The following is a 23110-nucleotide window of genomic DNA, read 5'->3' as shown; positions in this document are numbered from 1 at the left end:
TATTTTCGAAGGGGAAGCAAATTTTTAGTACACTTTTACTCTAATTTTCAGCCCCGATTTTTGGAAAAAAAAGACCGGCCACAGCGAAATCACACGCCTCTGGGCCGGTTCTTTCTTTACTTCTTTGCTCTTCTATTTAGCTCTATGAACGAAACATAGAAACGAGCTTCTTGCGGAACACAAAGCCAAGAACCATCAAACCAAGAGCAGCTGCAATCAAACCGTACAACATCCCCTTCGGTTCTTCTGTAGCAGTGCTTGGTAATTTACCGCCTTTTGCTACTTGTTCTACAATCGTATCTCCATCTTGTTTCGGATCAATTTTTACTACTTCTTCATCTTCACCCTTTGGAACTTCTGTTCCTTTTTTTCCTTCAATATCAAATTCAACAACATTTATATATGATGCTTTTTTGCCATCAATCGTGCCGTCAAATCTAACATAAGAAATATAACTTCCTTCTTCTAAATTTCCAAACTCATGGGACTTCGTCAAGCCTTCTACACCCTCATAAGTAACAAGCTTATAGGCATCTTCAGTAAAGTACTTTTCATAGTACTCATCAATCTCTTCTTCAGAAGCACCATTTTCAATTAACTCATCAAATCCTTCGGCTACATCTACTCTGATAAGTTCAAATAGCCAATCGCCTGCTGCTGATTTGGACTCTAGCAATTCACCCGTTACAATGTTTTTTCCGTTTGCGTAATCGTAACTAGCCATCACATCACGTAATACGAGTTCATAGTCGATCGACTCCGACTTTTTCTTGCCACCTACTTTACCATCAAACGAGATCTTAACATTGACGGTTTGTCCACTTTGCAAAAAGAAGTCATCTTCCTCATACCAAAGAGTGTAATCCGCAAATCCTTTCCCATCTTTGGTCGATTTTACAGTTTGCACTGGCTTTCCATCAATTTCAAATGTCCATGTTCCTTTTACTTTCTTCGTCTTACCTTTTTTGTTTTCACCAATTCCGTCTAGCTGTGCATTTACCCGCGCGACAGCATCCGTATACTCGAATACTTCACCGGTCTCTTCATCTTCCCACTCTTTAGTAGCAATTATTTCTTCACTACTAGCGGAGATATGAAGCTTCTTTTCCTTTGCTTCTTCTTTTACCTCTTCTGTAGCGGTGGTCTCTTCTTCTACTACCCCATCAGTGTTCTCAGTTGTGGTTTCATCCGTGTTAGTGGTGTTAGTGTTTTCAGTTGGATCTTGGTTCTCCTCATCAGATGAACCTTCTCCTGCACTAACTTCTCCCTTTACTTCCGTCACAGCCGAGTTAAGTGTTGTTGCTAAGCCGTCTACAGTTCCCGCAAATGTAACCGTTACATAGTGCGTACCTGCTGCTTTTAACTCTTCGACATTTTCAAAAGTGTATTCTGTCGCGCCAACCTCTGTAGAAGTTTGAAGAACAGATCCTTCAACATCTTCTTTGTCAGCTACGGAGAGTGACCATACCCCACTAGCTCCCGTTACGGTAGCCAATTGAGCTACTACTTTATCCTCTGTAACCGTCACTTCAATTTTTGCCTCTCCCGCAGTCGCATACGCAGACGGGATGGCAAGTGCAAATAGCATCATGATTGCCATCATAGATGCAACTATACGTTTAAACACTACTGTTTCCCCCTAGTAAACCTATATAGTATATTAATCCCTTAGCCTTACATAATAGTATTTCGAGAGATACTAAGATTTTTAGTTCACTTTTCTATTAATTTTAGTTCACTTTTCTATCAATCTTAAATGATGTTCACATTTTAGTCACATTTATGATAGACTGACTCTCCAATCAAGTAGACCGGAATGGCTTCATGACTTTCACACTATAGATCGCGCCCATGCCAAGCGCACTCAAAAAAAGACCGGCTAAAAAGCCAGTCTTACATGTATATTTAACTGCTATCTTAACGGAACATCCCTACAATTTTCTTACGAAATACAAATCCAAGAACAAACAATCCTAATGCAGCTGCGATTAATCCATACAACATCCCTTTTGGTTCTTCCGTAGCAGTGCTCGGCAACTTACCGCCTTTCAACTGCTCTTTAATTTCTTCTTTTTCTTTTAAATCCGTTACAATCGTTGACTTCTCTTCTTTCTCAGGGATAATTTCTACCCCTTTTTTCGATACTTCGAATTCAACTTCACTGTAATGGGTAACGTCCCATAGGTTTTCATATTCATCTTCGGTTTGACCTTCAAAGTACATACCTGCTACATACTTCCCATGAGACAACTCTTCCACAATATTTTCCTGCTTGATTCCCTCTGCATCTAATAGCTCATATTGCTCAACTACCTCTTTCGTCTCTGCATCCGCGATCACCATGTACCAGTCACCCTCAGCACCGATCGCCTCTAACAATTCACCTGCAAAAACATGCTTTCCATCTTTTTTCTCATAGGAGATTTTTAAACCCTGAACACCAAATGCATATGAGGTCTCCTCTTCCACTTCTTTACCATCGACTACACCCTTAAAGGTGATATGAGCATTATACTTTGTACCCTCCATCAACTCATTATTAAGGGCATACTCAACTGAACCACTCATTCCATCCAGCTTCACTTTTTTTGTCTCTAGGCCTTCTATTTCAAAGGTAAACTCACCTTCTTCAACTTGATCAGCATTGAGATCCATTACGTTGGCATAAAGGTAAAACACACCCTCATCCCATTCGTGGTCCGCTGAAATGCTGAAGTTATGATCCCTTTTCTCCTCGTTTTCCTTCTGTTTTACTTCATACATCATTGGCTCAGAATGAATCACTCCGGTTTCACCATTAACAGTTCCTCCGAAAGTGACCTGAACATAGTATTTACCTACTATATTAAACTCGTTAAACGTCTTAATAGTAGTATAGGAAAGTTCAGTCAGTCCTGTAGCAGAAAACTCTGTTGCCATTCCGCTTGGCAGGTTATCCAGCAGTAAATTATTCTCTTGATAGGTTTCTTCTAACCAGAGTGTTTCAAGGTCAGGAGCTACACGGACAGCCCAACGACCGTTTGCTGTTTGCACAGAGTCGACAAACGAGGCAGTAACTGTACCTTCTTCATTTACTTTTGCTTGGATTAAGGTTTCTGCGTCGATCTTTTTCCCATCATCTTTCTTTTTTTCGTCATCATTCTTTTTTTCGTTAAGCTTCATTTCATACGGAAGAATTTCAGAATGACGAACGGTTTCTTCTCCATTAATTTGACCCGCAAAGCTGATATGGATATAATGTTTCCCTTCTTTATTAAGCTCAGCGAACTTTTGAGTAGACGTATAACTAGTACCTGTGGTTGTGTTATCGACATCTCCACTAATTTCTACATTTTCGCTAGCCGACATCATATCCAACATGCCTTTTATATCTTTGATTTGAGACACTTCTTGCATACGCAAATCTTTTTCGTCACTCGTTACACGTACTATCCAGACACCCTCTGCTTCTTTTACTGTCTTATCAAAAGTTCCGGTGATCGTTCCATCGTTGTTTACTGCAACCTTCAATTTCGCCTCTTCCGTGGTAGCAAATACCGACGGTATGGCGAGAGTAAATAGCATCATGACTGCCATCATGATTGCAATACTACGTTTAAACACTACTGTTTCCCCCTCTAAATATATCTATATGTATCCCTTAACCTTACATATAGTATTTCGAGAGTTACCATATTTTTTAGTCCATTTTTCTACCAATTTTTATTAAGTTCAATATTTAGACACATTATATATATAATAGAAAACCCCAGATTGCCTTGACACTAGGGCACACAATCTGAGGTTCATTTATCACTTATTTTTCAGTTTTTCCACTGCACGGATCACTTCTTCTGTTTCTGGATCCAGGTTATCATAGTGATCCACAATCTTACCTTCTTTGTTGACTAAGAAGAAATTGGTCGAGTGACTAACAAGAACAGGTAGATCCTCTGAACCTGTTTCTTGTTTCTCCACAGCTGAGCGAAAGGTGCTGGTTAAAAAGGATTTCATTTTTTCATAATCGCCTTCATTGGTGAGAAAAGACCAGTTACTTGTGTCTACTCCATTCTTTTCAATAAACTCTTGCAACTGTTTCGGTTGATCATACTCAGGATCGACACTGAATGAGACAATTTCCACATCCAACCCTTTCTCCTTCAGTGTTTGCTGTACACCACTCATTTTGCTAGTCATTGGAGGGCATACATCTGGGCAACGCGTAAACACCATGTTGGCAAGCCATACTTTCCCCTTGAAATCAGTTAACGAAACCGTCTCCCCCATCTGATTAGTTAATGAGAAAGCCGGAACCTCCCAGTTAAGCGCTTCCTCTTGTACCGGTTCTTCTGTTTCTTTCTTCTCTACCACCGGCTTGTCGGGCGCTGTTATATTGGCAAATGCAATCATAATGACAGCTGCCATAATCAAAATGATACTCGTTAAAATGATCGCCTTTCGCATCACTTCACTCCTTTACTTCCATCGTATTTATCTACCTTACTTCCCATTAAGGTTAATGTTATATCATAAATCTTCTCTTTCGAGTGTACCGACCCACCCCATTCGTTGCAACGACTTTCATGCATAAGATTTGGCGATTGTTTGACGATGACAAACAGAATGGAGTCATATCCATATTTTAATTAGATAAAACATTGCCACTGACGGATACTTGTCTCTTTGGTTACACATACTTAAAAACGAACCTCTTTTTTCAGGAGTGAACAGTAGAGATGGCAGATACATCTTCAGCGAGTAGTGGTAAGCTTATTTTCTCTTTCTTTATTATGTTAGGTTTAACTGTTGCGTCCTTTTTAATCGTTGCAACTAAAAACTTGAGCATCACATGGATTTTTTGGACGATCTTTGTGCTTGCTTGGGTCCAGGTTTTTTTTCAGTTGTATACGTTTATGCACCTCAATGAAAAAGGGAGTCAGATGCAGCGTATTTTTATTCTCACTGGCTTTCTCTTCAGTATTATTATCGCCTTTTCACTCATGTACTTTAAATAACCTTCCATCCTTTCACCCAGAAATCCCTATCCTAGTGCAGGATAGGGATTTCTTCTGCTCCATCTTCTCTTACTTTAACAACGATAAAAATCTACATTTTGGGATAGGGATCGCGGCGGACGTTTTTTTGACGTAAACTTTCTTCTTTCCGATCTCGTGCTCGTTCTTTACGTGCCCATGAAAAAAACACATATCCGAGCGCAGATCCGTACGCAATCTCCTGAATCACTTTCATTAAAACTCCGCCCAATTGTTGATCATCCAACGCCACTACATCAGCAAAAACCGATGAACCCATATAAGAAGGAAAGAGCAGGTGTTGTGAAAAAATAATCAAAGCACACGCCGGCGTTAATAGAACCGAAGCAGCAAAGATATACCCTACTTTTTGAATCTCACTTAGGCGATCCAGCTCTGATATAGGGCAGATGATTGGCCACCACATCAACATGGCTGTCAACAACAAAATCAGGTGGGCGCTAGCATGAAGTAGTGGTACTGCCATCACTTGCTCAAATATTAATGGTACATGATACAAAGAAAGAAAGGCGTGAAAAAGAATGAGTGATATAATCGGGTGCGTACCCATCTGCATGACAAGGCGAGTACCACCCCTATTCCATAAAGAGCGCCAGCTTTTTTTCGGAACACCTAATAGGATAAATGGAGGTAACACGAGATATAGCATAGACATCTCTACCATATGAAAGCTAAACAACTCATGTCCAATCACTTTAATGGGGCTCCCTTCCGCCATATAAAAGAGGAGAAGGGCAGTTAGAGAGAAGGCTACCTCCATTCCGGAAATTTTTCGCTCCCACACCGGCTTTCGTCTTTCCATTACCATCTGAATCGTTAACCCTAAACCAACCAGGAAGAGCAAAAGATTGAGACGTAGATCCCACATACCTGGCATTAAAAATTGCCGCCATACCTCAACCGAAGTCATTGCTACTTCCCCCTACTCCAACGTTCCCAATAAATATACCAAAGTAAAGATAAACACCCATACTACATCGACAAAGTGCCAGTAAAGGCTTGCAACATACACTTTGGGAGCGGTATCCGTATTAAGTCCGCGCGACTTTAGTTGGATCAAAATAAATGAGATCCAGATGGAACCAAAGAGCACATGAGAACCATGGGTTCCTACTAATGTATAGAAGGAAGAACCAAATGCACTCGTTGACATGGTTAAGCCCTCATGAATATAATGTGCGAACTCGTAGATCTCCAGCCCTAGAAAGGAAAGACCAAACAAGACCGTCACGAACAACCAGTTAAAACACCGATTCACATCATGTTTGTGCATAGCCACGATTCCCAACACGCTGGTCAAACTACTCGTCAATAGGATAAACGTAGCAATCGCTACCAAGGGTAGTTGAAAAAGTTCCTGTGTAGTAGGTCCACCATTAGCATGCGTTCGTAGAGCGAGGTAAGTACCAAATAAACAGGAGAACAAAACCGTCTCCGCCGCTAGAAACAGCCAAAAACCCAATATCTTATTTTTCCCTTCCAAAGTAGCTGTCTCCAACCGTATTGATGGATCCATATCTTGCTTAGACAACTTCATCACACTCATCGACCATGAACCCCTTTCCCACTCAAATTAGATGAGCCTGTTAATTCTTCCGCCTCAAGGTGATATCCATGATCAACTTCAAATGAACGCACTCCCATTACAGCAAAGACAACAATCATTCCAATCACAGCGACAAAATAGGAATGAAGAATCAAAGCATAGCCTGCAACAAACATTCCAATAGAGATAAAGAGCGGAAGATAACTAGAGGAAGGCATATGAATGGACCCGAGTGGTTCAGCTGCAGGGACTTTACCATCCCCATTCATTTTTGCTTCCCACAATGGATCATAGCTTTCCACTAACGGCAACTGAGCAAAGTTATACTCCGGTGTCGGTGAAGGAATAGTCCACTCCAATGTTCGCCCATCCCATGGATCAGCACCCGCTCGTTGACCACGCTTCTGTGTTACAACAATATTGTAGAGGAAAAAAATCGTCCCCAATGTCATTCCCAGCGAACCAATCGTACTAATCATGTTGATGTTGTCAACCATCGGACTGGATTCATATGTGTACACTCGTCGTGGCATCCCGTACAGACCCAGAAAATGCTGCGGCAAAAAGGTGAGATGAAAACCAAAGAGGAAGAGCCAAAAATGCCACTTTCCCCATGTTTCATTTAATAACTTCCCGGTCATTTTGGGCCACCAGTAATATAGAGCGGAGAACAGGCCCAACACAGTTGCCCCTAACAATACATAGTGGAAGTGAGCCACCACGAAGTAAGAATCGTGAAATTGCCAGTCTGCTGGAACAACTGCCAACATCACTCCTGTAACTCCTCCCATGACAAAAGTAGGGATGAAGGCGACTGAAAACAACATCGCTGTCGTAAAACGAATCTTACCTCCCCACATTGTAAACAGCCAGTTAAATATTTTAATCCCTGTCGGTACCGCAATTGCCATGGTCGCAATTCCAAAAATCGTGTTGGCCATCGCACCCAGTCCGTCTGTAAACATATGATGAACCCATACCATGAAGGCGATGAAGCCAATCAATACCGTCGCAAATACCATAGACAAGTATCCAAACAAGGTTTTCTTGGAAAATGCACTGATCACATCTGAAAATACACCAAATACAGGTAAAACCACGAGATACACTTCCGGATGACCAAAAATCCAGAATAAGTGTTCCCAAATGACCACTTCACCTCCCAGAGCAACGGAGAAGAAGCCCGTTCCAAACAAGCGATCCAGCATGAGCAAAAGGAGCGCCACTGTCAACGGCGGAATCGCAAAGAGAAGCAGTGCCGAAGTAACAAAAGTGGTCCAAGTAAAAAGTGGCATCCGTAAATACGTCATACCAGGTGCCCGCATATTTACAATCGTAACGATAAAGTTGATTCCCCCAATCAACGAACCAATCCCCGAGATTTGCAATCCGAGCACATAATAATCCACCCCAGGTCCAGGACTGTAATCGTTAAGGGCTAAGGATGTATAGGAAGACCAACCTGCATCTGGAGCTCCTCCAAAGAACCAACTTAAGTTTAGTAACAACCCACCCACGAAGAAGAGCCAAAACCCAAGGGAGTTTAAAAACGGAAATGCAACATCGCGCGCTCCAATCTGTAGCGGCATCGCATAATTCATTATTCCAATCAACAGGGGCATCGCCACCAAGAAAATCATGGTGGTTCCATGCATAGTCATCAGCTGGTTATATGTTTCGGGTGTTACAAATCCCGAATCAGGCACAATTAACTGTAGTCGAATAAGGAGCGCCTCCACGCCTCCAATCAGAAAAAAGATAAGTCCTGACCCGACATAGAGTATCCCGATTTTTTTATGATCGACTGTCGTCAACCAATCCCATATCGTACTGCCATCAAACCGCTCTGTAGGGCGGAAATTATATCCTCCCAAAAAAATCGCTGTGAGGAACAATAACAACACGATGACAATAATTAATGTCGCCACTTCATCGTTCGCCTCCTATTTCAGGTTCATCAAATACTCAATCAAGCCATCCCGCTGTTCATCTGTTAGAAATTCAAATGCAGGCATACGATTGCCCGGCTTGATTGACTGTGGATTTTCAAGCCAAAGCCCTAAATTTTCCCGGTTATTTTCCACTACTCCTGCCACCAGGAGACGCTGACTAAAACCAGTCAAATCGGGACCTACCACGCCTTGTGACTTAAAGCCTCCTCCACTTACAGCATGACAACCCATACAATTTTGACTAAACAAGGTTTCACCCAACGCTGCTTTTTCAGAAGTTGCTTTAGACTTTGGGTTTTTCATCCCTTGAACCCAGCTATCAAACTCCGCAGGCGTCTGTGCGACTACGCGAAAGTTCATTAATGCATGTCCAGAGCCACATATTTTCCCACACTTTCCCTTATAAATACCAGGCTTATCCGCCTGCAAGACAAGAGGGACGTCTTTTCCTGGAATTACATTCTGCTTTCCCCCCAGGTTAGGTGCCCAATACGAATGAATAACATCATCTGATCTAAGCACTAGATTCACTTTTTTCCCAGTAGGGATATGAAGATCCTGTGAGGATCGAATATCCTGATCAGGATAGATATACTCCCACCAATACTGATGACCGATCACGTTGATCGTAATCGACTCTTCTTTAGGTGGTATCTCTGTTTGGGAGAACGTAATTCGAAAAGCCGGTATAGATAATATCACCAGCAAAATGATTGGGATAATGGTCCACGTCAACTCCAGTATCGTGCTGCCTTCCACCTGTTTTGGAATCGAAGTATCACCTGGTTTTTCTCGATAACGGATCACCACATAGACAAAGACGACCGATACGACCAGAAAGACAACTACCATAATCGCTATACTTAATTTCATCAGCCATAACTGTTCTTCTGCTACGGGTCCAGCAGGGTCTAGCACGGACAAGTTCGCATCTGTACAACCTGCGCTAACACTGATTCCTAAGAATGAACACAGAAGAACGAGCCACTTCTTCATTTGACGCATCCCCTTCCTCCTCCGATCAACATACATCTCATTACTTACAACACATCAATAATAATTGTGATAAATATCCCTAACAAATAGTAGAGCGAATAACGAAACATCACACGTGCCCACTTGCTTGTTTCCTGTGTAAAAAAACCTTTACTAGCTAGAAACAGATAGATACCACCCAAAACAAGCGCCCCACCCAGGTAAAAACTACCCAATGCCGTTGACCAAGCCATCATTAAACTGGCTAACCACAATAAGATTACAAAGAGAAGGATTTGCCGTTTTGTTGATAAAAAGCCCTTGATTACAGGAAGCATTGGTATGCCTGCCTGACGATACTCTTTAACTCTTCGCATGGAAAGGGCGTAAAAATGCGGAGGCTGCCACAACAATAAGAGCAGGCATAATCCCCACGCGACACCATCTAGCTTTCCTGCATCTGCTGCATACCCAATCATTGGCGGAACTGCCCCGGCCATACCACCAATGATGGTATTACTCCAATGCGTTCGCTTTAACCATGCACTGTATATCCCGACATAGACGACAAAACCGAGTAAGGCTAGAAGTGCAGCAAGTGGGTGAGCACACTTCCAAAGAACGATCAATCCAGTAATCGTCATCCCTATAGCAATCGTAAGCGCAAGCGCAACCGAGATTCGCCCACACGCAACTGCCCGTTCACTAGTACGAAACATCAGTGGGTCAATATCGCGATCAATAACGTTATTACATATACAACCACCTGCAATCACAAGTGCAGCTCCTAGTAAGGTGAAGCCCAATGTCCAACCCTGGATATTTCCACTAGTTGCTAGCCAATAGCCCGTAAATACGGCAATCAAGTTGGAGAGATTGATCCCCGGTTTGGTTAATTCTATGAAATCGCCCCAGCTAGCTCGATTCGAAGGGACAGAGACTGACAGGCCCTGGGACGCCTGTGGAAAAGTTTTATCCAAACACTTCACTCCTTTTCACCGGGTCATCAACTGCTATTCTTTTCAACCTGACGGATAAATATCCAAATAAAAACCCCTACTATCATAAAAAGGAACTTGTCCTTTATGACAGTAGGGGTTTCTTTAAACGATCACTAACGCCCTATTTGACTAGAGAGAGGTAGATTGAAAAGAGTATTCATTAGACTCGTCTCGCTTAACAATCTTCTCCTTTTCATTTTTCACTTTCTCTTTTGCCACCCATTGAAAGAAAACAGTACCCAATACAATTCCATAAGAGATTTCCTGCATGATCTTCATGATTACGCCACCCAACTGTTGGTCAGCAAGAGTCTCTACCATTGGAAACACATGTGAACCCTGATACGAATCATATAGGAGCGTACCTGCAAAAATTAACATAGCACATGCTGGGGTAAGGAGTACGCCATCTGCAAAGATGTAACCCATCTTTTGTAAACCACTCAGGCGATCCAATTCTGGTATAGGACACAAAAGTGGCCACCACATAGCAAATGATGCAAGTAACAATAGAAGATGGGAGATAACATGGAGCAAGCTGCTCGACATCACACTGTCAAAGATAAATGGAAAATGATAAATAGAGATGAATCCATTAAATAAAACCAAGGCAATTAATGGAGACGTGAAAAAGCGAAACACTGGCTTGATCAAGCGATGTGTTACAATTGGTCGCACTACCCATGCTGGTAACCCAGCTAAGATGAGTGGGGGCACCACCAAATACAATAAGGACATCTGCAACATATGAACACTAAACAACTCATGTCCCATCATGGCAAGAGGACTTCCTTGTGCCATATAATAGACCCATAGCCCTAATATAAAGTAGAACTTCTTTTCCCCTTCGACAACTTCTTTCCCATTAGAGACTCGATACGGGCCTACTAAATACAAATAACCTATACCAATTACCACTAAGATAAGACTATACACCACATCCCAATTCTCTAGATAGGTAAACTGAGCAAAAAAAGGATTGCCTGCCATTTTTTCTCCCCCCTTCTGTTCTCCTTCAAATCTCACACAGTTATAAAAGCAATCCCCCTCCCCTTTATTAGAAAAGAGGACGGGGACCTGTAAGAATCCATTACTTCAAAATCATTATCCCAACAGCAGAGATAATAGCCACAAACATTCCAGTAGAGATAAAGATAATCGCAGCCGCACTTCCCTTTTGGTTCAAATGCATAAAGGTAAAGAGCTGTAAAAACACTTGAATCACTGCTAAAAACAAGATAATGGGAATGATTAGCGCTGCTGGAACTATCTCCAACATCACGATCGCAAAGGCGACCACTGTCAAAAGGATCATAATAGCGAAGGATAAGATTTGCTTTTTCTCTTCTCCACTACCCGCATGACTGCTGACACTATTCGTAGCAGATTCTACTTTTGCCATCGATTACCCCACCTTCCCCATCAAATAAACAACCGTAAAGATAAACACCCAGACTACGTCAACAAAGTGCCAGTAGAGACTGGCCACGTAAAATTTAGGTGCAGTAAAGGAATTGATTCCTTGTTTACGCGCCTGAAACATTAGTGTGCAAATCCAAATAGAACCAAATAAAACGTGGCCTCCGTGTGTGCCTAACAACACGTAAAATGCAGAACCGAAAGCACTGCCGGACAAAGTTAGTCCTTCATGTACATAGTGGTAAAACTCGTAGATCTCCAGACCAAGAAAGCCCCAGCCTAAAAGAACTGTAACTCCGAACCAGAACAACATCGACTTGAGGTTATTACGATGCATACCAATAATCCCAAGCACACTGGTTAAACTACTAAACAATAGCAAGAACGTGGCTACTCCGACGAGTGGCAGACTAAACAACTCTTCGGCTGAAGGTCCGCCTGCAGTACTTCCGTTTAAAGCGAGATAAACTCCGAACAAGCAAGCAAAGAGAACAGTCTCAGCTCCCAGTAACAGCCAAAATCCTAAGATCTTGTTTTTACCTTCCATGGTAGAAAACTCGATCGTATCTGGCATCTTTGGTGACATATCCAAATTTGGATCTAGTTGACTCATGCTCTCGCCTCCTTCTCCACACGTTCTACCTCTTCTTGTTCAATATGATAACCATGGTCTTGATCGAAGGAACGCATAAACATCGCAATCACCACGACTACTAATCCGAGCGCACCAATTTCATTTGCGCGCAAGATAAAGCCAAATCCTGCGATAAAGAAACCGAGCGACATTAGTGCAGGCACATAGGAAGCAGACGGCATATGAATGGGACCGAGTGGTTCTGCTGCTTCCACTGTTTTATTTCCTGCCATTTTTTCTGCCCATAGTGGATCATTAGAACGAACACGTGGTAATTGAGCAAAGTTATACTCTGGGGTTGGATTAGGAATTACCCATTCCAATGTACGCCCATCATCCCATGCATCTGCTGGTGCTTTTTCTGCAAAGCGCGTTGTACGATAAATATTGTAAACAAATATAATCGTACCAAGAGCCATCGCAAAAGCGCCAATGGTGCTAACAAAGTTAATCGCATCCATTCCTTCGTTGGCCTGATAAGTAAATACCCGACGCGGCATTCCGAAAACACCGAGGAAATGTTGTGGGAAGAAAGTCATATGGAAACCGGCAAAAAATAGCCAGAAGTGCCATAAGCCTAGCTTTTCGCTAAGTTTTTTACCAAACATCCGCGGCCACCAGTAGTAGCCTCCTGCGAAGAGACCAAATACAGTACCACCGATGAGTACATAGTGGAAGTGAGCAACAACAAAATAGGTATCGTGGAACTGGAAGTCAGCGGGTACAACGGCCAACATCACCCCAGTTACCCCACCCAACACAAAAGTGGGAATAAAACCAAGTGCCCATACCATCGCCGCTGTAAAACGAATCTGTCCACCCCACAGGGTAAATAACCAGTTAAACACCTTAATTCCTGTCGGTACCGCAATTGCCATCGTAGCGACAGCAAAAATTGAGTTCGTCATCGGCCCTAAACCTACTGTAAACATGTGGTGCACCCACACCATAAAGCCTAAGAATCCGATAAGCGAGGTTGCAAATACCATTGAACTGTACCCAAACAAACGCTTGCGTGAAAAGGTGCTAATAATATCCGACATAATTCCAAATGCAGGTAGAATTACGATATACACTTCGGGATGACCAAAGATCCAGAACAGATGCTCCCAGATTACCGAATCCCCACCTCGTGTTGCATCGAAAAAAGCTGTGCCAAAGAGGCGGTCAAACATCATCAGCGCCAGTCCAATCGTTAGCGCCGGAAATGCGAACAAGATCAATGCAGATGCAATGAAAGTCGTCCACGTAAACATCGGCATTCGGAAAAAGCTCATACCAGGTGCACGCATATTGATGATCGTAGCGATCAGGTTAATCCCACCCATGGTCGTTCCGATACCTGAAATCTGAAGTCCAAGAACGTAGAAGTCAATTCCAGGTCCTGTGCTGTAATCGTTAAGTGCAATAGGTGCGTAGTTCGTCCAACCCGCATCCGGTGCACCACCGAAAAACCAACTTAAGTTAAGCAAAGTTCCCCCTGCTAGGAATAACCAGAACCCTAGCGCATTTAAAAATGGGAATGAAACGTCACGTGCCCCGATTTGTAACGGCACAATATAGTTCATTAAACCAAATAATAACGGCATTGCCGCTAAGAATATCATAGTCGTGCCATGCATTGTGAGTAGTTGGTTAAACAAATCTCCCGACAGGAAATCGTTATTAGGAATGATAAGCTGCATCCGCATGAGAAGCGCTTCAATTCCACCAATCACTAAGAAGACCGTACCTGCTGCAAGATACATAATACCGATCTTCTTATGGTCAACTGTTGTTATCCAGTCCCACGCCTGGCTACCGCGTACGCGTTGGAGGAAGTTATTGTCGTAACCACCTGTCCAAATCGCAACTAGAAATAAGACTAGTACGGTAACAATTATAAACGTAGCCATGGTATCCCTCCCCTTGTTCCAGTGATCAATGACACGCTCTATCCAAGTCGCTCATTTCACTGGTTTTATCTCGTCTTCCGATCTTACTTTAGATTTAATAAGTATTCGCTCATAGCGTCCATTTGTTCATCTGTAAAATGGTCAAAGCCAGGCATAATCGTCTCTGGTTTCACTGCCTCTGGATCTTCTAACCATTCTTTTAAAGCTTCTTCATCATGATCCAAAACACCAGCGATCGAACTGCGCTCACCAAATCCAGTCAAGTCAGGAGCAGACATTCCTTCTGTTTTGAAATCCGTTCCACGAACAGCATGACAACCCATACAACTTTGAGAGAATAATTCTTTTCCTTGTTCAGCTAGTTCCGTTTGCGGCTCTGACTCTGGATTTTGCATGTTGGCAACCCATTCATCAAATTCACCTTCTTCAGTTGCTACAACATTAAAGTCCATAAGCGCATGTGATGCTCCACACAGCTCAGCACACTTCCCTTGGAACGTCCCGGCACGTTCCGCTTCAATCCGAAGAGGTGTAATCTTGCCTGGAGTAGCATCTTGTTTCCCCGCCAAGCTTGGAACCCAGAATGCATGAATAACATCATCAGAAGTTAACTCCAACTGCACTTCTTTTCCTACTGGAATATATAAATCTTGTGAGGTGCGAATATCGAGATCGGTATATTCAAACTCCCACCAATATTGATGTCCGGTCACACGGATATTGATCACATCTTCTCCCTCTGCTGGTTTTTCTGCGAGATTGAATATTGAGCTCACCGTTGGAACAGCAAGAATGGCCAGTAAAATAATCGGAATAACCGTCCATATAATTTCTAACTTATGGTTTCCTTCCACTTGCTTCGGAATTTCTGTCTGTCCTGGCTTTCTACGATATTTCAATAAAACATAAGTGAAAATCGCAAATACGATCGCAACAACAATAACCATTATTCCAAGACTGAGGTACATCATGTTTAGTTGCTCTTTCGCATCTGGTCCCGCCGGCTTCAGGGTAGAGAGTGTATCAATATCTGAACACCCCGATAGCACGAGCATCAACAAGCCAAAGATGAGTGGTAATTTAAACCAACTCCGACGCCTAATCATCACCATTCTAACCTCTCTTTCTATCAAATACTTTCCTACTTATGGGTTATGAAGAGAAAGGGCCTGTCGCATCAATCAACATCACTATCTGTAACCCAGTTAGATAGATTAGCGAGTAAATAAACATTTTCCTTGCCCATCCCTGATCATCATTCGTAAAGATACCTTGCACGGCGAAGATGATATAGAAGAGACCTAATACACCTGCTACTGTTAAATAGATCCAGCTCACCACGCCAGTAAAAAATAACATCAACGAAGCTGGAACTAGCAGTAGGACGAAACCAAGAGTTTGCCATTTGGTTTCTTTAAATCCTTTGACTACAGGTAACATCGGTATTCCTGCAGCTCGATAATCATCCACTTTCCGCATAGCAATCGCGAAAAAGTGAGGTGGCTGCCAAAGAAACATAATCAAAAATAAGATCCATGCAGGTAGATCCAAGGTTCCTGTCAACGCAACCCAACCAATCATCGGTGGAACAGCTCCTGATATACTACCAACCACTGTATTGAGTGTCGTAGTCCGTTTTAGCCAGAGTGAGTATATGAATACATATACCACGAAGCCAACTAACGACAACATGGCCGCCATTGGATTGACCAATATTACGAGCACGCTTAAACCCAACACGGTGCATAGGGTACCAAACCAAAATGCCAATGCAGGAGTAATTCGCCCACCTGGAATTGGCCTCGTTCGTGTGCGGTCCATCAATGGATCAATATCACGGTCAATAAAGTTGTTTAACGTACACCCACCTGCAATCACCAGTGCGGTACCAAGCAGCGTAAACAGTAAAAGTCCGATATCTTGAAATCCTGGACCGGCTAACCAGAAGCCGGTCAGCATAGCAAAGGAGTTAGAAACGTTGATGCCTGGTTTGGTCAAGGTCCAAAGATCCGCAATCAAACCTGTTTCACCCTTCTTTCCAACACCCTCGCTTGCAAGTAAGGGAGTGGTAGAGTCTTGTATAAGTGGTCGTTCCACGGCTTGCCCTCCTTTCCAGTGGTATCGTATAACAATAAGCCTGCTCCAACAGAAATACAGATGACTTAACGACATCAAAGGTCTCTATTGAAACGTAAACGGTTCATGATCACATATATTTTAGTTGAACGCAATCTGAAGCGTCAAGGTATAGCAGAAAAGGTTCATAAGATGTCAACAAAAAGGAAGCCATAGCTTGTCTGCACTTGCAGTCAACCATCCACTGTGCTTAGGCGTCTGTGGCCGTGCTTGTCATTTCAAGCCATTTGACAACTTCAACAATAGTTCCTTCTCCTTCTTCTCGGATAATAAAGTTATCCATCAACTCTTTCACGTGCAGAAGCCCTGATGCTTCCATGTTAATAGGCGACAGGATTTTCCGCATCAGTTCCTCGATATCCCCAATGCCAGGCCCACAGTCTTGCACCCGTATTTGTAAGCCATACTTACCCTCTTGTTCGATTTTCTCAATCGAGATGGTTCCTTCGTCTGCGTGATGAACGATATTACGCGCTAGTTCCGAAACCGATTGAACAATGCGTGTCTGATCCAATTCATCAAACCCAATTTCGCGCGCAAATTCCCTCACTTCTTTACGAATGGCTACCACGTCCCATTCGTAATTAACCCGAAAATGCTGTGGCATTGCTTTTCGCCTCCACCCGTACCAAGCTCTCCATGATCGTTACCGAGACATGGATGTTTGGGCTCCGTCTATATTTTGAATATTATATAATTGTGCGTACCGCCCATTTGATGACATCAATTCTTCATGAGTACCAAACTCTAACACTTCACCCTGATCAATGTAATAGATACAGTTAGCATGTGTTATCGTGGATAAGCGATGAGCAACCAGTATGGTCGTCCGATCCTCACTGAGGCGCGCTAGTGACTCTTGAATCAGGTGTTCTGATTGTAAATCTAGTGCCGACGTCGCTTCATCTAAAATAAGGATTGCAGGATCTTTAAGAAAAACACGTGCAATGGCAACTCGCTGTTTTTGTCCTCCAGATAGCTTTACACCTCGCTCGCCTATCTCTGTTGCATACTGATTGGGTAAACTCATAATAAAGTCATGTGCGTTAGCTTTTTGTGCTGCAGTTATAACCTCTTCTTCCGTTGCATCGGTCTTACCCATTCGTATATTATCAATGATCGATCCACTAAAAAGAATATTATCTTGCAACACCATGCCTATGTGGTCGCGCAAGCTCTTTTGGGAAACCTTTTTAATGTCGATACCATCCAAACATACATGCCCTTTCTCTACATCGTAAAAACGGGGGATGAGGGAAACCAGCGATGATTTCCCACCGCCACTAGGACCGACAAGAGCGACTGTACTGCCCGGTTTCATCTGCATATTAATCTCTTTTAAGATCCAAGGGCTACTCTTACTATAACGAAACGAGACTTGCTTTAATGTGATGTCACCTTTAGAGTTCTTTATCACTTTCGCATCAGGATGATCACGGATATCCACCTGTTCGTCAATAAACTCAAACATCCGATCCATAGAAGCTAGTGATTGTGTCAATGTAGTTGATGAGTTGACCAATCGACGCACTGGAGCATAGATAAGCCCCATATAACCATAGAATGCCGTCATTTCCCCGATAGATAAATTCCCTTGAATTACCTGGTAAGCGGAAAAGGTAATCACCAAAAGGGGAGCAAGATCGGTGATGGTATTTACAACAGCAAACGTTTGTGCGTTCCATCTTGATTGCGATAGTGCTTTATTTAAATACGTCTGATTTCGCTTCTCAAACTGATTGTTTTCGTACTTTTCCAGATTAAAAGCGCGAACAACAGAAATGCCTTGTACCCGTTCATGCAGGTGACCCTGCATTTCAGCAAGCGCTTGTGAACGTTCTTTTGTTCGCCAGCGCAACCCTTGATAAAAATACTTCACCGCCACACCATAGAGTGGGAAGACTGCTAACGAAACCAAGGTCATCCATGGATCTAACCATAACATAATTGCGACTGCAATCGACAAAGTTGTTAGGTCGAGCCATATATTCATCAATCCAGTAACAACAAACTCCTTGGTTTGTTCTACATCGTGAATTACCCGGGAAATGATTTGCCCCACTTTTTGGTTATGATAGTAGCGCAAAGATAATCGTTGTATGTGATCGAACAATTGATTTCGTATATCGTACAATACTTTGCTTGCTGTCCATTGCGCGAAATATTGTCGAAAATATTCAATCGGTAATCGTACCACTGTAAAAAGAAAGAGAGCTCCACCCATCAACCAGAGTAAACTATTGATCTTCTCTGCTGCTGGCATATCACTTAATAGATAGTCATCCATTACCACCTTTAAGAGTAAAGGAAGTAATAGAGGGATACCAAACTTAAACACTCCAATGATCATCGTAACTACAATTTCTTTACGATACGGACGCACAAATCGTATATATCGTTTCATACTGTCCAATTGACTCAACTCCTGCTAAAGCAAGCATTTCAGCATTTTTAAGGCTGTTATTGTTCGATGATTCACCCCACTGTATAACCACTATGTCCACAATAGTAAGTTTGATCTGAGGCGTACTTAATCCCTTTTACATATATAGGGCATTTTGTACATAAAAGACCGCCAACTATGATTTTTCGCTACGTGCGTAAACAACTACCCTTATCATTATACCAGACTCAACCACTTCTCATTGCTGGAAAAGAAAAAAACAAAAAAGCTAACCCCTCTTAAAAGAGAGATTAGCTTTTTCACTTTTTTAGTGACGTGCTTTTTCCAATGCTGGCAGCAGACGTGGATTAAGGATTTTGATATACGTTCCCTTCATGCCTAAGGAGCGTGATTCCACTACACCAGCACTTTCTAGCTTACGAAGTGCATTTACGATGACAGAGCGAGTAATTCCCACACGGTCAGCGATCTTACTTGCAACCAGCAAGCCCTCATGACCATCCAATTCTTTGAAAATGTGCTCAGCAGCTTCTAATTCACTAAACGAGAGTGAGTTGATTGCCAACTGTACCACTGCACGACTACGTGCCTCTTCTTCAATTTGTCCCGCACGTTCACGCAGAACTTCCATTCCAACTACGGTTGCGCCATACTCACCCAAAATCAAGTCATCATCGACAAATTGATCATTTAAGCGGGAGAGAACCAATGTGCCCAAGTGATCCCCACCACCAATAATCGGAACCAAAGTTGTAAAGCCTGTACGGAACATATCTTTCATTTCTGTTGGATATGCCGTATATGGACTATCCACTGCTAGGTTGGATGAAGTTTTGCTAACCTCCATCAACAATGTAGCGTATTCTTGCGGGAATTGACGTTCTTTCAGATACTTCTCCATGCGTGTATTTTCAATCTCATGGTTAACAGCCAGTCCAAGAATCTTGCCTTCTGGTGTCACCACATAGATGTTTGCTCCGATTACATCGCATAATGCTTGTGCAACTTCGTCAAAATCCACCAAGTGATGTCCTACGTTTTTTTGTAGGATACGCGAGATACGACGCGTTTTATTAAGCAAATCCATGTTAAAATCCCCCAATTCAAATTGTTTCTCGTGTGTTGTTATTGCAAAAATTACATGGGCCGGTGGGGGTGGCGCTGGGACACTATTGGTTTTATAATAGACAAGTCCCCATCCATTCCTATTATGCGGGATGAAAATGCTTGTCGGAAAACCAATTTGTGAACGGTTTTTGACAGTTTTCAGTATTCCAAATTTTGTAGCGTCCCCCGTCAACCTTTTATAATGATGCCGCGAGTGATGGTCGCCATAAAATCAGCATCACTTTACCATCCACTTTATCCATGGGCACTAAGCCGACACTTTCATAGCGACTATCGCGACTTGCATTCTGTGTCCGGTTATCCCCCAACACAAACAGTGTACCTGCTTGTACAACAATCGGTCCGAAATCCCCATCTTCTAATGTACTCTCTACATACCGTTCTCGCAAGGGTTTATTATTGCGATATACCCTTCCATTTTTACCCTCTATACGATCCCCTGGTAACCCAACCACACGTTTAACAAGATAACGGTTTTCTTTCCCCGGATCTTCGAAGGTAATCACATCTCCCAACTCAGGGGAATCTACTACCATCGCTAATTTGTTAACCAACAAGCGATCCCCATCCTCCAGTGTCGGTTCCATTGAATAACCATTCACCACAGAGAGAACAAATCCAAATTGATTAACCAATAAAGCCAGCAGCGATGCAAAGAAGAGCGAGCGAACCCACGGTAACGTTTTTCTTCCCATTTTGATCATAACCCATCGTCCCACTCCTGCATGTTATTGTTTCTGAAGAAAATATTGATGAACCCACGCTTGCACGCTCTTGTCAGAAAAAGGCGGCTCACGGGTTAGAATGGCGATTTCAAGCTGATAAGAAGCAGTTTTTACTTGTTCTACGATCTCTGGTGAATAGTGAAGCCTCTCCCGATTGAGTAAAAACTCATCCTGCTCCACGAAGCGATACTGGTATCCTTTCGTTACAAGCACACTTACATCATAGTCAACATAAGTAATCTTCTGATCTATGTAGCTATATGGAGAGCCGACATGAGCAACAAAATGATAATGATCGGAGTTTTTAAACATAAGCCAGATATGGTACCACTGGGTTTGAGAAAAAAAGCCGATCGCCAATCCTTCTGTTGCCCATTGCTGCTGGCCGTTCTTCTCCGTCACCCTCATATTTTTCTTTGCTACTACCAAAGGTTCACCTCTATGTAGTACAACAGAATCTTCCCATATTCGGAATAGACTTTTATCATTTTTCATACTTGATATTCCTACCTGCTCTCCTACATCGGGCTGCTCCATCATCAATCACCTCATCATCACTAGCCTTTCCTCTCCCTTATCTTTTATTTCCAAAACGAAAGAGTTTTAAAACAAGAAAAGACATAATATTTAAGTTATCATCTCTTGACATCTTTCTTATACAGATGCATAATTATAAAAATAACAATTGTGATGGTCTAAACGCGATGACTAGGACCAGTACGATTCCTATCTATGTATAACAGAGAGTAAACCCAGTGGCTGGAAGGTTTACCACAGAGGAAATCGGAACCCACCCTACAACAGCGGTCGGTGACAAAGCCGCACCGGAGTACTCTCCGTTATCAAGGAATGCGGATCTAAAGCGCAGCTGAGCCGGGCACCTCAAATGTGCCAACCAAGGTGGTACCGCGGAAGAAAACCCTCTTTCGTCCTTATACGAATAAGGGTTTTTTGTGTTGAAAAGGAGCATGAACAATGGAACAAAACAACATCATCTGTTTTATAGGCGCGGGTGCAATAACCAATGCCCTGCTCCAAGGCTTTTTAAAAAAGGGAGTCATTCTTCCTACGGATGTGCGTATCATCAATCGCTCTAATAAAGAGAAATTGCAACGTCTTTGTCAGGCGCATCAAATTGAAGAGACATGGGAGCAAGCAGAAGCCGTTCAAAGTGCTGATACCCTCATTCTCGCGGTAAAGCCTGCAGATATTTCTGATGCTATTAAGACTTGGAAACCTTATTTACAAGAACATCAAAGAATCATCTCCGTTGCCGCTGGTGTGCATACCTCTGTCATTGAAAAGGCTCTTCCCTACCGCCTCCCTGTCATTCGCGTCATGCCCAATACGTCCAGCTCGATCGGACTATCTGCCACAGCCATCTGTAAGGGAAGCTGGTCTTCTGCTCGGGACCTACAGTATACAGAAGCTCTTCTCACTTCCATCGGTTCCGTCATCCAGATAGAAGAGGAACAGATGGATGCGGTGACAGCACTCTCAGGAAGCGGACCTGCCTATATCTATTATGTGGCGGAAGCGTTGACTGAAGCCGGTACACAAGTAGGTTTGGATCCAGATGTAGCACGCACACTGACGATACAAACGCTGTTAGGAGCCGCGCACATGTTAGAACAGGCTGATGAATCACCTGAAACACTCCGCAAGCAAGTAACCTCGCCTGGTGGAACAACCGAAGCAGGGATAGCAACATTAGAAGAGAAGCAATGGAAAGAAGTTTTACAAGAAGCCGTATTACGAGCGAAGCAACGGGCACAAGAGCTCGGGCATAGCTTAGAGACAAAAGCATCTCAATAGATAGAAAGAATACTTTTCTACTGTACACAGCAGGACAAGATCAAGCTAGACAACTCAAATGAGGGGGTTCCTACTAAATGTTTAGGCAAAGACGAAAACATCCTGTACGCTCTTGTGAGAGCCTCCTCACTAGCAGTTATCGACAGAATCATTTTTTGGTGACGTAGCCTCCTCATACGAACTTCAACCACTCAGCACAGGCTGGCTAAGCTATACTGGGTGCTTGCTTGTATTTGTCAGGACAATGGTCTCTTTAAAGTAAATGAAGTAGCCTGACTTCCTAATAGGAATCAGGCTACTTCGATACTTTTACATTCCTTATAAAAACAAAGCCCTCACTTCGATTAAAGTGAGGGCTTTGTTTGTTTATGTAGCCTGGCGACGACCTACTCTTCCAGGGACCTGCGTCCCAAGTACCATCGGCGCGGGAGGGCTTAACGATCGTGT

At 42.8% G+C, this 23110-nt stretch carries 21 protein-coding genes; 2 read left to right on the top strand and 19 right to left on the bottom strand.

The genetic code is table 11. The annotated features are described in order from the left end of the window. Window positions 1-142 precede the first annotated feature (142 nt). From NXZ84_RS14615 to NXZ84_RS14605, 3 genes are all read right to left on the bottom strand, one after another. Window positions 143-1627 carry a hypothetical protein gene (locus NXZ84_RS14615; protein ID WP_258841084.1) on the bottom strand — a complete coding sequence of 495 codons (1485 nt, stop codon included), beginning with the start codon at window positions 1625-1627 and terminating at the stop codon, window positions 143-145. Window positions 1628-1917: 290 nt separating this feature from the next. Beyond that, window positions 1918-3603, bottom strand: coding sequence for a hypothetical protein (locus tag NXZ84_RS14610; protein ID WP_258841083.1), 1686 nt, complete (start codon window positions 3601-3603; stop codon window positions 1918-1920). 189 nt (window positions 3604-3792) lie between these two features. Continuing rightward, the gene (locus NXZ84_RS14605) at window positions 3793-4443 is read right to left on the bottom strand and encodes an SCO family protein (RefSeq protein WP_258841082.1); all 651 of its coding nucleotides are present in this window, start codon (window positions 4441-4443) and stop codon (window positions 3793-3795) included. Window positions 4444-4715: 272 nt separating this feature from the next. Here NXZ84_RS14605 and NXZ84_RS14600 point away from each other — a divergent pair, with 272 nt between their 5' ends. Further along, the gene (locus NXZ84_RS14600) at window positions 4716-4994 is read left to right on the top strand and encodes a cytochrome C oxidase subunit IV family protein (RefSeq protein WP_258841081.1); all 279 of its coding nucleotides are present in this window, start codon (window positions 4716-4718) and stop codon (window positions 4992-4994) included. A 91-nt stretch (window positions 4995-5085) separates the two neighbouring features. On the opposite strand, the gene NXZ84_RS14595 is transcribed toward NXZ84_RS14600, so the two are convergent. From NXZ84_RS14595 to NXZ84_RS14520, 16 genes are all read right to left on the bottom strand, one after another. Continuing rightward, the gene (locus NXZ84_RS14595; RefSeq protein ID WP_258841080.1) at window positions 5086-5943 is read right to left on the bottom strand and encodes a cytochrome c oxidase assembly protein; all 858 of its coding nucleotides are present in this window, start codon (window positions 5941-5943) and stop codon (window positions 5086-5088) included. 12 nt (window positions 5944-5955) lie between these two features. Next, a complete protein-coding gene (locus NXZ84_RS14590) occupies window positions 5956-6570 on the bottom strand; it encodes a cytochrome (ubi)quinol oxidase subunit III (RefSeq protein WP_258841108.1) in 615 nt (204 codons plus the stop codon). A gap of 5 nt (window positions 6571-6575) precedes the next feature. After that, a complete protein-coding gene (gene ctaD, locus NXZ84_RS14585; RefSeq protein WP_258841107.1) occupies window positions 6576-8453 on the bottom strand; it encodes a cytochrome c oxidase subunit I in 1878 nt (625 codons plus the stop codon). A gap of 69 nt (window positions 8454-8522) precedes the next feature. Further along, window positions 8523-9536, bottom strand: coding sequence for a cytochrome c oxidase subunit II (gene coxB, locus NXZ84_RS14580; RefSeq protein ID WP_258841079.1), 1014 nt, complete (start codon window positions 9534-9536; stop codon window positions 8523-8525). A gap of 35 nt (window positions 9537-9571) precedes the next feature. Continuing rightward, window positions 9572-10486 (bottom strand): heme o synthase, encoded by a 915-nt coding sequence (cyoE, locus tag NXZ84_RS14575; RefSeq protein ID WP_258841078.1) that lies wholly within the window; start codon window positions 10484-10486, stop codon window positions 9572-9574. Between the two features lie 150 nt (window positions 10487-10636). Continuing rightward, window positions 10637-11497, bottom strand: a complete 861-nt coding sequence (locus NXZ84_RS14570; RefSeq protein WP_258841077.1) for a cytochrome c oxidase assembly protein — start codon at window positions 11495-11497, stop codon at window positions 10637-10639. Between the two features lie 100 nt (window positions 11498-11597). After that, complete coding sequence (locus NXZ84_RS14565) at window positions 11598-11909, bottom strand: cytochrome C oxidase subunit IV family protein (protein WP_258841076.1); 312 nt, start codon at window positions 11907-11909, stop codon at window positions 11598-11600. Window positions 11910-11912: 3 nt separating this feature from the next. Beyond that, the gene (locus NXZ84_RS14560; protein WP_309495970.1) at window positions 11913-12539 is read right to left on the bottom strand and encodes a cytochrome (ubi)quinol oxidase subunit III; all 627 of its coding nucleotides are present in this window, start codon (window positions 12537-12539) and stop codon (window positions 11913-11915) included. Further along, window positions 12536-14455, bottom strand: a complete 1920-nt coding sequence (gene ctaD, locus NXZ84_RS14555) for a cytochrome c oxidase subunit I (protein ID WP_258841075.1) — start codon at window positions 14453-14455, stop codon at window positions 12536-12538. The genes NXZ84_RS14560 and ctaD (NXZ84_RS14555) overlap by 4 nt, the downstream gene beginning before the upstream one ends. An 83-nt stretch (window positions 14456-14538) precedes the next feature. Further along, window positions 14539-15567, bottom strand: coding sequence for a cytochrome c oxidase subunit II (gene coxB / locus NXZ84_RS14550; RefSeq protein WP_309495968.1), 1029 nt, complete (start codon window positions 15565-15567; stop codon window positions 14539-14541). Window positions 15568-15607: 40 nt separating this feature from the next. Then, entirely contained in the window at window positions 15608-16552 is a 945-nt protein-coding gene (gene cyoE, locus NXZ84_RS14545) for a heme o synthase (protein WP_258841074.1), read from the bottom strand. 229 nt (window positions 16553-16781) lie between these two features. Next, window positions 16782-17198 carry an ATP-binding protein gene (locus NXZ84_RS14540; protein WP_258841073.1) on the bottom strand — a complete coding sequence of 139 codons (417 nt, stop codon included), beginning with the start codon at window positions 17196-17198 and terminating at the stop codon, window positions 16782-16784. A gap of 39 nt (window positions 17199-17237) precedes the next feature. Further along, window positions 17238-18995, bottom strand: coding sequence for an ABC transporter ATP-binding protein (locus tag NXZ84_RS14535; protein ID WP_258841104.1), 1758 nt, complete (start codon window positions 18993-18995; stop codon window positions 17238-17240). 307 nt (window positions 18996-19302) lie between these two features. Then, the gene (gene codY / locus NXZ84_RS14530) at window positions 19303-20082 is read right to left on the bottom strand and encodes a GTP-sensing pleiotropic transcriptional regulator CodY (RefSeq protein ID WP_258841072.1); all 780 of its coding nucleotides are present in this window, start codon (window positions 20080-20082) and stop codon (window positions 19303-19305) included. A gap of 217 nt (window positions 20083-20299) precedes the next feature. After that, on the bottom strand, window positions 20300-20827 hold the full coding sequence (gene lepB, locus NXZ84_RS14525; protein WP_258841071.1) for a signal peptidase I: 528 nt from the start codon (window positions 20825-20827) through the stop codon (window positions 20300-20302). A gap of 24 nt (window positions 20828-20851) precedes the next feature. Next, a complete protein-coding gene (locus NXZ84_RS14520; protein ID WP_258841070.1) occupies window positions 20852-21388 on the bottom strand; it encodes a DUF402 domain-containing protein in 537 nt (178 codons plus the stop codon). A 435-nt stretch (window positions 21389-21823) separates the two neighbouring features. Here NXZ84_RS14520 and proC point away from each other — a divergent pair, with 435 nt between their 5' ends. Then, window positions 21824-22663 carry a pyrroline-5-carboxylate reductase gene (proC, locus tag NXZ84_RS14515; RefSeq protein WP_258841069.1) on the top strand — a complete coding sequence of 280 codons (840 nt, stop codon included), beginning with the start codon at window positions 21824-21826 and terminating at the stop codon, window positions 22661-22663. Window positions 22664-23110 lie beyond the last annotated feature (447 nt).

The sequence above is a fragment of the Mechercharimyces sp. CAU 1602 genome (assembly GCF_024753565.1).
Lineage (GTDB): Bacteria > Bacillota > Bacilli > Thermoactinomycetales > JANTPT01 > Mechercharimyces.
This window is presented reverse-complemented; position numbering and strand designations above follow the sequence as displayed.

Excerpts from the sequence above, each read along its gene's own strand:
- NXZ84_RS14595 (WP_258841080.1), bottom strand. The coding sequence starts at position 5,943 with ATGACTTCGGTTGAGGTATGGCGGCAATTTTTAATGCCAGGTATGTGG.
- NXZ84_RS14565 (WP_258841076.1), bottom strand. The coding sequence starts at position 11,909 with ATGGCAAAAGTAGAATCTGCTACGAATAGTGTCAGCAGTCATGCGGGT.
- NXZ84_RS14535 (WP_258841104.1), bottom strand. The coding sequence starts at position 18,995 with ATGAAACGATATATACGATTTGTGCGTCCGTATCGTAAAGAAATTGTA.
- NXZ84_RS14520 (WP_258841070.1), bottom strand. The coding sequence starts at position 21,388 with ATGATGGAGCAGCCCGATGTAGGAGAGCAGGTAGGAATATCAAGTATG.
- NXZ84_RS14560 (WP_309495970.1), bottom strand. The coding sequence starts at position 12,539 with ATGAGTCAACTAGATCCAAATTTGGATATGTCACCAAAGATGCCAGAT.
- codY (WP_258841072.1), bottom strand. The coding sequence starts at position 20,082 with ATGGATTTGCTTAATAAAACGCGTCGTATCTCGCGTATCCTACAAAAA.
- NXZ84_RS14590 (WP_258841108.1), bottom strand. The coding sequence starts at position 6,570 with ATGAAGTTGTCTAAGCAAGATATGGATCCATCAATACGGTTGGAGACA.
- coxB (WP_309495968.1), bottom strand. The coding sequence starts at position 15,567 with ATGGTGATGATTAGGCGTCGGAGTTGGTTTAAATTACCACTCATCTTT.
- NXZ84_RS14570 (WP_258841077.1), bottom strand. The coding sequence starts at position 11,497 with ATGGCAGGCAATCCTTTTTTTGCTCAGTTTACCTATCTAGAGAATTGG.
- NXZ84_RS14605 (WP_258841082.1), bottom strand. The coding sequence starts at position 4,443 with ATGCGAAAGGCGATCATTTTAACGAGTATCATTTTGATTATGGCAGCT.
- NXZ84_RS14600 (WP_258841081.1), top strand. The coding sequence starts at position 4,716 with ATGGCAGATACATCTTCAGCGAGTAGTGGTAAGCTTATTTTCTCTTTC.
- lepB (WP_258841071.1), bottom strand. The coding sequence starts at position 20,827 with ATGATCAAAATGGGAAGAAAAACGTTACCGTGGGTTCGCTCGCTCTTC.
- NXZ84_RS14540 (WP_258841073.1), bottom strand. The coding sequence starts at position 17,198 with ATGCCACAGCATTTTCGGGTTAATTACGAATGGGACGTGGTAGCCATT.
- coxB (WP_258841079.1), bottom strand. The coding sequence starts at position 9,536 with ATGCGTCAAATGAAGAAGTGGCTCGTTCTTCTGTGTTCATTCTTAGGA.
- proC (WP_258841069.1), top strand. The coding sequence starts at position 21,824 with ATGGAACAAAACAACATCATCTGTTTTATAGGCGCGGGTGCAATAACC.
- ctaD (WP_258841075.1), bottom strand. The coding sequence starts at position 14,455 with ATGGCTACGTTTATAATTGTTACCGTACTAGTCTTATTTCTAGTTGCG.